Raw genomic sequence first — 13,531 nt, forward strand, 5'->3', positions numbered from 1 at the left:
TAAAGCTCTGAAAATACTACACTGGCTGTGGGGGGCAACATACCGGATACCTTGGGAATACCAAGGGCTTTGCTTTCGTCAGCCCAGAAAAGTCCAAACACGCAGGCCCTGCGATCGCCAATGTTAAACAACCTACGTCTCAAACCTCTCCTGGCTAGTTGCCTATTAGCACCGTGAGGAGGGCGACGCCATGCAACTCCGAAAAAAAACACTATTAATCATCGGTGCAGCGCTGATCAGCCTGATTCTGGTTCTCTATGCCACTGCATCAACTATTTTGCTGCATGATTTTCACAACCTGGAGGCACAGTACGTCCGCCAGGATGTCGCACGGGCTTTGGACGCATTAGATGATGACTTGTCGAATTTAGACACCAGCGCCCAAGATTACGCCGATTGGGACGATACTTACTCTTTCGTCGAAACACGGAACGAAAATTTTGTCAAGTCAAATTTCGTCGATTCGACATTTATTTACTTGAGACTAAACTTATTGGTGCTGCTTGACTCCAACGGTAAGACAATCTTCAGCAAAGGTTTCGACCTTAAATCCCAAACCGAAATCCCGATTCCCGAAAGCTTCAAACAGCACTTGACCGAGGCACTAATAGACTCATCGACAGTCGAGGGCGATCGCCCCGTCGCCAAAACAGGCGTCCTCACCCTGCCAGAAGCCAGACTGCTGATTGCCGCCAAGCCCATCTTGAACAGCAACTCCCAAGGCCCGTCGCGGGGGACGCTGATCTTGGGACGCTACCTAGACAGCAGCGAAATCGGTTTGCTTTCAGAACTGACTCACCTGTCAGTGGATTTTAGATTGCCGAGTTTAGATTTTAAAGTGGGAGCCGCGAACTACTCCGGGCACAGCGCCAAGGCGATGGCTCGATCGAGGCAGGAGTTGGAAAATGTCAAACTCAAAATTTCCAACCTCAAATCAGCAGAAATTTTAGTCGAGCCACTCAGCGACACCTTAGTCGCAGGATACGCCCTGATTCGCGACATCCACGGCAACCTAGCGCTGCTGCTGCGAGTAGAGACAGATCGCATCATCTACGGCCAAGGTCAGGCTACCTTGGAGCTGTTTACCTTATCAATACTGGCAGTAGGTTTAATATTTAGCGCCATCACCCTGCTGTTGCTAGAAAAATTAGTTTTGGCGAGATTGGCTTCCTTGAGCACCAGCGTCAGCAACATCGCAGCCAACGGCGACCCAAGCTTGCGCGTTGATATTGCCGGAGAAGATGAACTCGCAAGCTTGGCCGACGCCATCAACCGAATGCTAGAAGCATTGGGCAATTCTCAAGTCGAACGTAATGAAAGCGAAGACCGCTATCGGTTGATGGCCGAAAACTCAACCGACATGATCACCAGACACGACCCCAAAGGCGTGTTTGTTTACGTCTCGCCCGCCAGCAGGGCTTTGCTGGGATACGAACCTTCGGAACTCATCGGCCGCGTCCCCAAGGATTATTTTCACCCCGACGATTTAGAAACCATTGCCAAAGCCCACTGGAAAGTCCTGGCCCTCCCAGTTACTTACACCGTCAGCTACCGCATCCGCCGCAAAGACGGCAAATACATTTGGTTTGAAACCACCGGCCGCACGATCAGCGATCCCCAAACAGGCGAAGTCCAAGAAATTATCGGCATTTCCCGCGACATCAGCGTGCGGAAGCAAACTGAACAAGAACTTCGAGAAAGCGAAGCTGCAATCAAAGCTTTGTACCAAGTGACTTCGGCTCCCCGTACAGACCCGCTCAACCACCTCTCTACCTTTGATTTGCGCCTCCAAGAACTGCTGGCAATGGGATGTCGGCATTTAGGCCTGTCTGTGGGAATTTTGTCCTGCATTCAAGGCGACAACTATCAAATAATGGCTGTTGAGTGTCCCGACGGGTCGATCGTCAAAGACCAAATCTACGATCTGGAAAAAACTTTCTGCGTCGCTACGTCAATGGCAAAAGAACCGATCTACTTTGAGTCGGTGAGATTTTCGGGTTTTTCCTTTAACACGCACGATCGAGCCTTCCCAATCGAAGCTTACATGGGCATTCCCGTCACGGTGGCAGGTGAAGTTTACGGCACTCTGTGCTTCTTTTCTCCGACTCCTGTAACAGAACCGTTCCGAGCTGTAGACAGAGAGTTGGTGAAACTGATGGCTCAGTGGGTGGGAAGCGAACTCGAACGCCAGCAAACCGACGTAGATTTGGCAAAAGCTCGCGATCAAGCACTGGCGGCTACTAGAGCCAAAAGCGAATTTTTAGCCACCATGAGCCACGAAATTCGCACTCCGATGAATGGAGTCATCGGCATGACCGGTTTGCTGCTGGATACCCCCTTAACTCGCGAACAGCGCGATTTTGTAGAAACTATCCGCAGCAGTGGCGATGCCTTGCTGACTCTGATCAACGATATTCTAGATTTCTCGAAAATTGAATCGGGCAAATTGGACTTGGAGGAACATCCGTTTGACCTCCGCACTTGCATAGAGGAATCTCTAGACTTGGTAGCTGCTAAGGCGGCAGAAAAAAAACTGGAAGTGGGTTACTTGATCGATCGTACAGTACCCGCAACGGCGATCGGCGATAGCACCCGCTTGAGGCAAATTTTAATCAACTTGCTCAGTAATGCGGTTAAATTTACCGACGCTGGAGAAGTGGTGGTTTCGGTGACTGCCAAAAAGATTTCAGTGCCGGCGGCTAACGCTAAAGAACCGCCATTAATTGCTGGCGAACCGGTAGCAATTAACCCAGCATACGAAATACATTTTGCGGTCAAAGATACCGGTATCGGCATTCCGAGCGATCGCATGGATCGGCTATTTAAATCTTTCAGCCAGGTGGATTCTTCAACGAGCCGGCAGTACGGCGGTACCGGATTGGGTTTGGCAATTAGCAAGCGTTTGGCCGAAATGATGGGCGGTCGGATGTGGGTGGAAAGTATGGGTAGTGTCGCGGGCAATCCTCCGGCTCATTTTAGATCGTCGGCAGTTTTTGATTTGGGATGGGCAGAATCTTGCGAAATTGCCGAAAAATATGGCTATGGCAAATCTGTACTCAGCAACCAGCCGATCGCCCAAAATACGAAATCTGTTGGCTCTACTTTTTATTTTAGTACGATCGTTTCTGGCTGCAAGAATTCCTTACCACTTAACTTGAGCAATTCTCAACCTGAATTAGCTGGGAAGCGAGTCTTAATTGTCGATGACAATGCTACCAACCGCAGAATTTTGACTCTCCAAGCTCAGTCTTGGGGAATGGTGGCTAGGGCTTCAGCTTCGGCTCGTTTGGCTTTAGATTGGCTGGCTGCTAAAGAAATGTTTGACTTGGCAGTTTTGGATATGCAAATGCCGGAAATGGACGGGTTGGCTTTAGCGGCGCAAATTCGCCGGTATCCTGATTGCGAAAAGTTGCCGTTAGTGATGCTAACTTCGATCGGCAGGCAAGAAATTAATTCCCCTTCTATGGAGATGGATTTTGCTGCTTTTTTAAATAAACCCATCAAACAATCTCAGCTTTACAATGTTTTAATCAATATTTTTGGAGAACAGACACCGGAATTTAAAGGGCAGCGCACTAGCGGGCCTTTCTTGCAAACCATACCCGTGCTGGCCGAGAACTTACCGCTGCGGATTCTGTTGGCTGACGATCATTTGGTGAATCAGAAGGTGGCTTTGCAAATTTTACAGCGGATGGGGTATCGCGCGGATGTGGCGGGAAACGGTATCGAAGTGCTCGAAGCTTTGCGCCGCCAGCCTTATGATGTGGTGCTGATGGATGTGCAAATGCCGGAAATGGACGGACTGGAAACTACCCGCCGCATCCGCGAGCAATTTTCAGCAGATTTAACTTTAGAAAATCTCACGGGAGAATCAGAACTTTCCGCAACTGATGAGCAATCTAATAATCGAAAATCGAAAATCGAAAATCCCCCATTGACTGACGAGGAATCTAACAATCGAGAATCGCAAATCGAAAATCAAAAATCGACTGATGAATCTAACAATCGAGAATCGCAAATAGAAAATAGAAAATCGACTGATGAATCTAACAATCGAGAATCGCAAATAGAAAATCAAAAATCGACTAAGGAATCTAACAATCGAGAATCGCAAATAGAAAATAGAAAATCGACTAAGGAATCTAACAATCGAGAATCGCAAATAGAAAATAGAAAATCGACTGATGAATCTAACAATCGAAAATCGAAAATAGAAAATAGAAAATCGACTGATGAATCTAACAATCGAAAATCGAAAATCGAAAATCGAAAATCGACAAGGCCTTGGATTGTGGCGATGACGGCAAATGCGATGCAGGGCGATCGCGAAGAGTGTATGGCTGCGGGGATGGACGACTATTTGAGCAAGCCGATCGCCATCGATCAGTTGGTGCGAGCTTTGATGGCGTGTAAATCTCGATCGAACTCCGCATTCGATCGTCTGCAGCCGATCGTTTGCTTGGATGCCCCGGCGGAACAGATCGAAGGAACGAGTGAATTACAAGTGCGATCGAATGTGGCTGTTGCGGGAAATCCACAACAGACAATTCCCAATTCGCCGGCAGTCGTCGAGTGGGGTGCATCAAATCTCGATCGGGCTTTGTCAGAGGGGCACGAGTCCCTGAGTGCCAAGATTATAGAGGGATTGCGAGAAGTGGAAGCTTTAGACGAGGCGATCGAGATTTACCTCGAAACAGCTCCCGAACTGCTGCGAGGCATCTCTATGGCTCTGTGCAACGCCGATCCGCTGGCTTTGCGGCGATCGGCTCACTCTTTAAAGTCGATTAGCGGTACTCTCGGTGCTTTTCGCTTGTTTGAGCTGTGCGAGGAACTCGAAATCATGGGCCGCATCGGAACAAATGCTAACCAGCCTTTACCCGATCCGGCCAGCGCGCTTTTAGAAGAGGTTGAGGCCGAGTATCAAAGAGTTGAAACGGCGTTGAAAATAGAAATGCAGTACAGCGAAACAATGACAAGTGATAATTAACTATTCTTCCTCTGCGTTCTCTGTGTCCTCTGCGGTTAAATCATTCCGGTGCCACCGCAATTGATATTACAAGCTATATCTCGCGCCCAAATCTCTCGCTGCTTGTCGGTGTTTTTCTACCAAACTCGGCGGGGAAAGCACTTGGGCGCTATCCATATATCTGTTCACCCACACACTAAATTCGTTGAGAGAGCGATCGGGCAAATCGATCTGATAATCCACATAAAGCAGATTGCCAAAACTATCCCTTGGGCCTTCCTTAATCTTTTTTTGTCGCGGATGCCGCCGATCGCCCTCTAAAATAAATCCCACTACTTTCTCAAAAAACCGCACCTTCACTTTTTCCAACTTCAGCGTACCTTCCAATTCAGCCTGCTGTTGCTCTGGCTTGCCCAAGAACAGCCCCCAGCCGTTTTTTAACAACTTTTGAGCTATTTTCAAACGTTGTTCCTGTACGGCTAAACCGCGCCCTTCTACATCGATAATTTCGCAGTAGTCAGTAAAGCGATTCACCCGTTCTACGCTCAAATGCCCGTTGTCGCAAGATTCGCAAATCATGTACCAGGCGATGTCGTGATAAATCAGTTGCAGAGGCCAGATTCGCCGGAAACCGACATTGCCTTTACCATAATAATCGTCTTGACGGTAAAGTTCGATCGCCTGACCTCGAACAATTGCTGTTTCTACGATGTCTAGTTTGTGAAATAGGGTATTCCGATATTCTTGGCGATCGAGCATTTCTACAGGATCGGTGTAAATAATCGCACGATTTAGGTGTTCGCGAACGGGATAAAACAATTTACCTTTGAGTTCGATATCTAGTCCGCGCAACAGTTTAGTGAGTTTTTCACAAATTTTGCGGGCTTGGGGATTTCCCTGATATTTGGCTTGAGATGCTATTGCTTGAAATGCGAATAGTAGTTCTTCGCGATTCATTGCGCCGGTACCGAGATAATATCCGAAGCGATACATTCGTTTGTCGAGGATTCCGTAGTGGCGCAAAGTTTCTAAGTCTTTACGGATTGTGGGAGTTGCGGGATAGTTTTCGGGAAATTCGATGTTGAATTCGGCGGCAATTTTCTGCAATTGAGATTGGACTTCTAGCAAAGCATCATGATATTTACTATCGGATGTTTCTGTGTCGGAGTGTCCGATGCCCGGATGGTTTACTAATGTGGCGATGAGGAGCATGATGCGATCGAACGTTAGTTTGTCGGCGTAGGGGTGAGGGGTTGGTTTTTTGGCCATGATGGGTGGATGGGGGTAAGGTGGGTAAAAGTCAAGGAAAAGACAATATTGACATAAAAATATATAAATGTCTGAAAGCCCTTATTGGGATAGCTTTAGGTTTTGAAAAAAGTTTGATAAATATTGTGAATTTGAAGACATGAAGCTGGCTCGGCTGATATATTGAGTTGAGTAGAACTTAAGCAGTTAGCGACTTGGGACACTACCAGCAGCCTTCAGGTGGGCATTGCCCGCCTTAAAATTGAATTTATGCCTGCATACACTGCGATCGCCTTTGCGCCCGTTCAAGGCTTTATCGAGAAATCCCGCAAACTCCGAGATTTATTTGGGGCTTCACTGATTCTGTCTTTTTTGAGTTTTAAGCTAGTACAGCAAGCCAAAGAATCAGGTTTCAACGTCATTTCTCCCGGTTCCCCGAACATCCAGAAAGGAATGCCCAATCGGATACTTCTGAAAGGGAAAGGGGAATTTTCCAGGAATGACGTGACAAATACCCTTCAGAAGTCATGGCAAGAAATATTAAATGAATGTCGAGTTTGGATAGAACGAGAAGTACCTCCTAAAGAAGAATACTTTTGGCAGCAAGAGTGGATGCGATGGGGTTTGTACACTTGGGAGATATTTTGGGGACACGGAGATTCGATAGAATCTGCGATGAAGAATCTAGAAACTCGCAAATTGCGTCGCGATTGGACGGCGATTAACTGGATTGGCGACAGTTCGAGTTTGACTGGCACGGATGCGATCGCCTGGCCGCGTTTAGGTTTAGAACATCGAGAACCAGGGCGGCAGCTATCCGATACAGAAAAAGCTGAACTTAAGGATTTCTATCAACGTCTTTCCTGTGTCTTAGAAAATCTTCCCCCAGATGGCCAACCCGAAGGGAAATTTCTTGCACCTAATGAAAGATTGAGCATTCCTGAGTTAGTCAAGCGGTTAGTTACTCGCGACGAAGATATTGCCAGAAACATTGGGATCTCTCCGCTTGAAGCAGGATTTAGCGACATTATTCGTGAACCAGAACACTGGACTGGCTGGTTTATGGGAGATGGCGATAAAGTTGGCAAAAAACTTCAGGAAATTGCTCAAAAAGAAGGAGATGAAGGTCTAAACAAGTTCAGCGAGGCTATGCGGGATTGGGGAGAAAATTTTATCAAGAATTTCCCCAAAGACCAAGGGCGCATTGTTTATGCCGGCGGTGACGACTTCCTTGGTGTAATTTACAGCAGCAAACCCGAAAAGCCCCCAGAACCTATAGAGGCATTAGAATGGTTAATGGGATTGTCCGATGAATGGAAAAAGCACGGACAGGATATTAACCTAAGTGTTGGTTTTGTTTGGGCTGGTCATAGAGTGCCGCAGCGAGATATTCTTCAACACTGTCGAGAAGCCGAAAAACGGGCGAAAAGTTTGGGGCGCGATCGCGTTACAATTCGAGTAGTTTTTAACAGCGGTCAATACGTGCAGTGGACTTGTCCTTGGGATTATTTGCACATTCTCAAACAATACAAAGACCGCGACGGCAAAAGCTGGGATCACAAGCCAAACTGGAGTCATGTTTACAAAGATTTAGCTCATCTCAAAAATCGTCATGCTATTAGTTTTAATCCCAAGGAAAACAGCCCAGATGATGAATTAGCTTTAGCTCTTTTTCAACTTTACTTTCAAGACGAGAAAAACTTAGAAAAAAACTGGAAGCACATCGTCGGCGATTACCCAAATCCAGAACAATCCAAACAAATTATTTACTGGATTAGTGACCTAATAAATGTGGGATGGCAGCTATGTTCAAATATCTCATCACTATAAGTCCTTTAGGATTTATGTACGGGAGTTCTGGCGGATTTTTATCGCCCGAAAATCTAGTCGGACGTTCTGGGGCAAAATTCCCTCCAGAAGCAGCTACTCTCTCCGGTCTATTTTTCAGCACCAACAAAGTTAAGTCCTATATTTCTCCAAAAGAACTTAGTGATAATTTGTTTGTCGCTGGCCCATTCTGGGCAAAATCAGACGATCCTGAATACTTTTACGTCCCCATTCCTTGGCACAAAATTATTTCTAAAAAAGGCGTGGATGAATGGAAAATGAAATCGGGGAAATGGCATCGCGAATCCGAAGATTTAGATCCTGAATATAGCTGGCAAACCGTTAATTCTTGGATAGATAAGACTGCTACCATTAAGGAAAATAAACATAAGGGCGATGTGGCCGATATTCCTTGGAAATACGTCCCTATCTTGCACCCCAAAACAAAAGATGACGAACGCTGTACTTTAGCAGAAGATGGTTTGTTTTTGGAAAATTCCGTGCAGATGGATGATGAATGTTGTCTGGTTTATCTCTCAACTCATCCTTTAGCAGATGGTTGGTATCGCTTTGGTGGGGAAAATCACTTAGTAGAAATCAACAGTGTTCTACTGGATGAGGACAGTCCAATTGTCAAACTTTTACGCCAACCAATTCAGCGCTCATTTGCTTTGATAACACCGGGAGTTTGGGGTTCTAACAAGTTTTCATACCGCTATCCCAAAAATGCAGATTTCTCCCAAAAACGACCGGAGATGCTCACGGATAAACCCATTTCCTATCGCTACCGCGCGAAAGGACAAATGGGACGCGGACGCTATGCAGTTCCTCCCGGAACTGTCTATCTTCTCAGAGAACCTTTAGATAAAACTTGGTGGGAATTTCCCGAAAATTGGTTTCCCAAAGAAGGTTTTAGCCTGAAACAAGTTGGATGCGGTTTGTGTTTGCCAATTGAAATTCAAGGAGTTGAATAATGTACAAAAAAGCTTACGGTATTATTGAAACCCTTGCTCCTGTTCATGTGGGAGCAACGGCTGGTGAAGAAAGCGGCAACTTAAACTTAATTTTCCGCGACCAGTTTACTCAAACTGGCATTATTCCCGGTAGTTCGATTCGGGGAAGATTGCGATCGGAAATCCGCCGTAGTCTGGGAGAAGCTGAAGCTAATAAATGGTACGGTCAGGAAGCAGAATCCGGGAAACCAGACAGTACCACTGAGTCTGTAGTTAAGTTTGAATATGCTTCGCTGCTGTGGTTGCCAGTATTTTGTCCGGGTCAACCAATTGTGTGGGTAACTTGTCCTCGTTTGCTGAAACGCTATCAGCGAATTGCTGGAGATTATGTCAAGCTAAAAGATGGTACATCTCTCAAATCAGCTAAACCTCCAGCTAATTATACAGGTTCTCAAACTTTAAAAGCTTTGGACATAAATGGCAAACCAAAGCTATTTTTTAACTTTGGCTTTTTAACAGTTGAGAAAACTCAGGATTTGTCTGCTTGGTTTCCTTTAGGAGAGGAATTGCCAGCCGTTGTTGTGGCTGACGATGAAATTGCCATGATTCACGATATGGCTTTATATCGTCAGAGTCGAGTGGCCTTAGACAAAGAAGAAAAAAAGGCGAAAAAAGGAGCTTTTTTTAATACTGAAGCTTTGCCAGAAGGCACAATTTTAGTATTTCCGATCGCCCTCAAAGAAAACCAAGAGACATGGCAACCTTTTGGGGCGTCTACTGGCACAGACATTTATCTGGGCGGTTTAGAATCAATTGGTTTTGGTCACTGCTATCTAACCTTAAAGGAGGTATAATTTATGGCTTGGGAATCTTACAAATTAGACCAAGAGGCTCACGATTTAGTTGTCAAATATCGTGACAAAAAAGACGCTCTCAATCAAGCATACAAAATGCGCGTTGCAGTTGCTTATGGTTTAGAGAGATTTTGGGGAGAACAGTTTCGGTTAATCAAGGATCAAGATAAGGCTGATTATTGGCGGGATACTTGGAAGGCGCTAGTCAAAATTATGGCAAATGCGGGTGTTAAAATCCCCAATGATAATGTCAGTTCTGACGATACAGCAGCCATTAAAATTATGGCCAATAAATTGTGGGATTTTCCTGTAGAACAGCGCAAAGTAGCTATAGCTGTGCTGACTCAACTTTGTGACAGTATGGTTTGGTGGACTCAACGTTATAAGCCTACTAAGAATAATGGCAATAATGGAGGTGAAGAAGATGAGTGATAGCGATCGCGTTCCTTTGATGTTTCGCTCTCAATTGGAAGGAAGGGGGAAAATTCAGTACGCCGGCGATGCTGGTCCCGCTTCTGAGTGGGTGGAACAATGGTTAGAATGCTGTCCTCCCGTCCCCGAAAGCGCCGATGAAAGCGTTCCCCTTTACAAACGAGGTCGAACTAAATCACCCGTAAAAATGCCTGAATTCGGGCAAGGAGTGGAAACAAAACAATACACCATTAGCTGGCGTTTAGTTACAAACAGTGGACAAGATGAAGGCGTCATTCGACCCATAATTGGCGCGAAAGGTTTGCCATTTTATCCTGGTTCTAGCATGAAAGGGGCTTTCTGGCGATCGTGTCCTCCTGAAAAACGAGAAGGATACTGCGGGGGAGAGGTTGTAGAGGACGGACAGCGTAGTGCAAAACCAGGAATTTTGCGCTTTCACGGCGGCTTCCCCGCTGATATGTCTTGGGGAGAAAAAGAGCGTTTAGTCGATGTCGTTCACTCTCAGCAAAAGCGCCAAGTGATGGAAAATGCCGTCACCAGCGCTAACGTGCAAATCTCGCTTTATCAGTGTAAATTACAATTTGGCATTTCCAGCAACAAGCAGCTTGGAAAACAAGAATGGGAGGAAATTTGGCAAATTTGGGAAAAAGCTTTAGGGCACGGAATTGGTTCTAGGGTAAGTGCAGGTTATGGTCGCATGGCAGAGGTAGAAAGCGCCGATCGCATCTTACTTTCTGTCAATTTGAGCGGCTGCGGGTTAACGTCGCAACTACTGAATAGAACCCCAGAATTTCGACCCAATATGTTTAAAGCTGCGCTGCGGGGTCATACTTTGCGGTTGTTGGCAGGGGTCACGGATGCCAATACAGCACAACTGTTAGCAAAAAAACTTTGGGGAGGAATTGTTGAAACACGCGATGATACAGGGGCAATTATCGGGCAGTTAGGGATTAACTTTACTGCTGAGGAACTCGATTTTGGTGAACACAAATATTATCCGGCGAGGAATCCGGTAGTCATGCCTACCTACGATTTACAGGGAGGAAGACTGGACATTCTGAATCTAAATAATACGTATCCGCAGAAGGAGTTAAAAAAGTTTGTCACTTATTTAATTAAATTTTCTCTCTTGCTTGGCGGTTTTGGCAAGTCGTGGCGGCGGGTCGATCACAGCCTGTTTTTCCCTGAGTATTTTAAGAGAAATGACAAACCTGCGATCGGCTGCCACTGGAAGTTTAATGAAAGTTCAAAAACTTTGTACGTCACGGCTGCTAATCCTGACCTCAGCAATATTACTAAATTTCTGGCAGAGGGTCAGCAGAGGGCAATAGAATGGTTAACAGTTAATCATTTAGAACCTAGTCATCAGGTTATGGCTTGGCGTGAAGTCTGGCATCCCGACAAAGTGGAAGTTTGGGGAAGAATCGCTGAGGATCAGCATAGCAGTGAAGCAATTAAATGGTTTCACGGGCCGTACTCAAAAAATCAGTCTATTAACCAAAGCGATTTGACGGGAAAACTAAATAATATTGGTCGCATTTGGCACCGGATGTATCCCCGCTATCTCACAACTAAAAACGGAGAATTGAGACAAAAAAGGCAAGAGCATGTAGAGCTTTTGACCATTTTTCCAGATAAATCGGACAAAACTCAAGATTTTCTTGAGTTTTTACAGAATCAGAGCGACTTTATCAAACTTTGGCCAATTGAGGAATAACTATGAATATCTGGATTGTGACAACTGGCAGCAGTGATGTCAAACTCAAAACTGATGACAATTGGGGTACTTTGTTCAAAAAGGTGAGAAGTCAATTATACGATCGCCGTTTTGTACCTACACAACCGCCGAATCCTGATGATGACGAACCTTTCATTGTACCAGCTAGAGCGATGGGGATGGTTTATGGCAGCCAGTTAACAGATGAATATTATCAGGATTTGCACTTTCCGCTTCTGGATGCTTTTTCGGCAAAGCTGTTAGAGAAAGGGAAAACAAATCCTGACAAAATAATCTTGATTATGACCGATCAGGAAGCGGTTTTTGATGAGGAAGATAGGAGAGTAGAGAAAAGTCCTTATTGGCAGGATACTTGCACGCTCAAACCAATATTTGAACGATATTTTCAGAAAAAGTTTCCTAAAATTGAATCCATTGATTACTTAGAATTGAAACCTCAATCCAAAGATGAGGGATTAGATAGTTGGAATAAAGCACTGTTTCTGGTTCAACAAGCTTTGTCTAGTTTGGATTTAGATAAAAGTGCAAACTTTTATGTCAGTCATCAAGCTGGAACTCCGGCAATTTCTTCGGCGGTTCAATTTGAAACTCTAGCAAAGTTTGGTAAAAAAGTCCAGTTTTTGGTTAGCAATGAGTATGAACCAGATTTAGCCAAAAAGGGTGATTTTATAGAAAGCTCTACTTATTTACAGGGGATGCAAGTTCAAGAAGCAAAAGCGCTATTAAGTCGTTATGACTATTTGGGGGTAGAGCGGATTTTAAAACCTTACTGGAAAGATTCTTCCGATCCGCTATTGCTGGAAATCCGTGATTTATTAGCAATGGCTGTACAGTGGAATTTTGCTAAGTTTGAAGATTTTGGCAAGGCTAGGGGAGATGTTGCAAAGGAGCGTTTGAATCAGTGGTGGTGGACTGGCTATGAGGCTGCTTATTTAGGAGTTATCCGTCTTAGACAGGGTAATACGGTTGAGGCTCTATTTCACAGTTTTCGCGCTGTGGAAGGATCGATCAAAGAATGGGCATTAGACAAGTATAAGCCACAAATTAAATACTCTAATCCCAATCAACCAAGTACAGCATATATCCATGATGTGAATCTGCCTCAAAATTTACGGCCTTGGTTTAATGGAAATAAAAATGAGCAGTACAATAGTGTTGGTTTGTTTGGTAAATCACTATTTACTTTACTTGAAAAATCGGATCAAAATAAATGGAATCAAGATTCTCACATTAAAGTAGTTGCTGCTAATACTATAGATGAGAGAAATATTATTTTTCATTCCTTGCGTGGCTTGCAGGAAAAAGATGTGTTCAAGGCTTGGAATACTGATAGTCGAGAACAATGGGAAGCTAGGGTTTTAGGCTGTTTAAATTTTGTTTCACAGCAAAGCTTTGTTTCGTTAAAGTCAGCAAGTTTGATGGCGAAAGTGCATGATGAATTGGTAGCTGCGCTCGCCCGTTACGAACTGCAAACATAAGCCAATAAATCCGCCACGAATTTATCGAGTCGCCG

The 13,531-nt window shown here is 45.0% G+C and carries 8 protein-coding genes; 7 read left to right on the plus strand and 1 reads right to left on the minus strand.

Annotation, left to right across the window (positions count from 1 at the left end):
* Positions 1–190 precede the first annotated feature (190 nt).
* A complete protein-coding gene (locus QUB39_RS03795; RefSeq protein WP_333209745.1) occupies positions 191–4,987 on the plus strand; it encodes a response regulator in 4,797 nt (1,598 codons plus the stop codon).
* Positions 4,988–5,053: 66 nt separating this feature from the next.
* On the opposite strand, the gene QUB39_RS03800 is transcribed toward QUB39_RS03795, so the two are convergent.
* On the minus strand, positions 5,054–6,235 hold the full coding sequence (locus tag QUB39_RS03800) for a WYL domain-containing protein (protein ID WP_333209747.1): 1,182 nt from the start codon (positions 6,233–6,235) through the stop codon (positions 5,054–5,056).
* A gap of 249 nt (positions 6,236–6,484) precedes the next feature.
* Between QUB39_RS03800 and QUB39_RS03805 the strand changes: the two genes are divergently transcribed.
* The 6 genes from QUB39_RS03805 to QUB39_RS03830 all read left to right on the plus strand — a co-directional run bounded on the left by QUB39_RS03805 (position 6,485) and on the right by QUB39_RS03830 (position 13,496).
* Positions 6,485–8,044 (plus strand): Cas10/Cmr2 second palm domain-containing protein, encoded by a 1,560-nt coding sequence (locus QUB39_RS03805; protein ID WP_333209749.1) that lies wholly within the window; start codon positions 6,485–6,487, stop codon positions 8,042–8,044.
* Positions 8,011–9,015: a type III-B CRISPR module-associated Cmr3 family protein gene (locus tag QUB39_RS03810; RefSeq protein ID WP_333485007.1), complete on the plus strand. Its 1,005-nt coding sequence runs from the start codon at positions 8,011–8,013 to the stop codon at positions 9,013–9,015. The genes QUB39_RS03805 and QUB39_RS03810 overlap by 34 nt, the downstream gene beginning before the upstream one ends.
* Positions 9,015–9,848 (plus strand): type III-B CRISPR module RAMP protein Cmr4, encoded by an 834-nt coding sequence (gene cmr4 / locus QUB39_RS03815; protein ID WP_333485008.1) that lies wholly within the window; start codon positions 9,015–9,017, stop codon positions 9,846–9,848. Before QUB39_RS03810 ends, cmr4 begins: the two co-directional genes overlap by 1 nt.
* 3 nt (positions 9,849–9,851) lie before the next feature.
* Positions 9,852–10,280, plus strand: a complete 429-nt coding sequence (locus tag QUB39_RS03820; protein WP_333438104.1) for a hypothetical protein — start codon at positions 9,852–9,854, stop codon at positions 10,278–10,280.
* Complete coding sequence (locus QUB39_RS03825) at positions 10,273–11,997, plus strand: hypothetical protein (RefSeq protein WP_333485009.1); 1,725 nt, start codon at positions 10,273–10,275, stop codon at positions 11,995–11,997. The genes QUB39_RS03820 and QUB39_RS03825 overlap by 8 nt, the downstream gene beginning before the upstream one ends.
* A gap of 71 nt (positions 11,998–12,068) precedes the next feature.
* On the plus strand, positions 12,069–13,496 hold the full coding sequence (locus QUB39_RS03830; RefSeq protein WP_333211072.1) for a hypothetical protein: 1,428 nt from the start codon (positions 12,069–12,071) through the stop codon (positions 13,494–13,496).
* Positions 13,497–13,531 lie beyond the last annotated feature (35 nt).

It is taken from the genome of Microcoleus sp. AT8-B5 (genome assembly GCF_036705565.1).
GTDB lineage: Bacteria > Cyanobacteriota > Cyanobacteriia > Cyanobacteriales > Microcoleaceae > Microcoleus.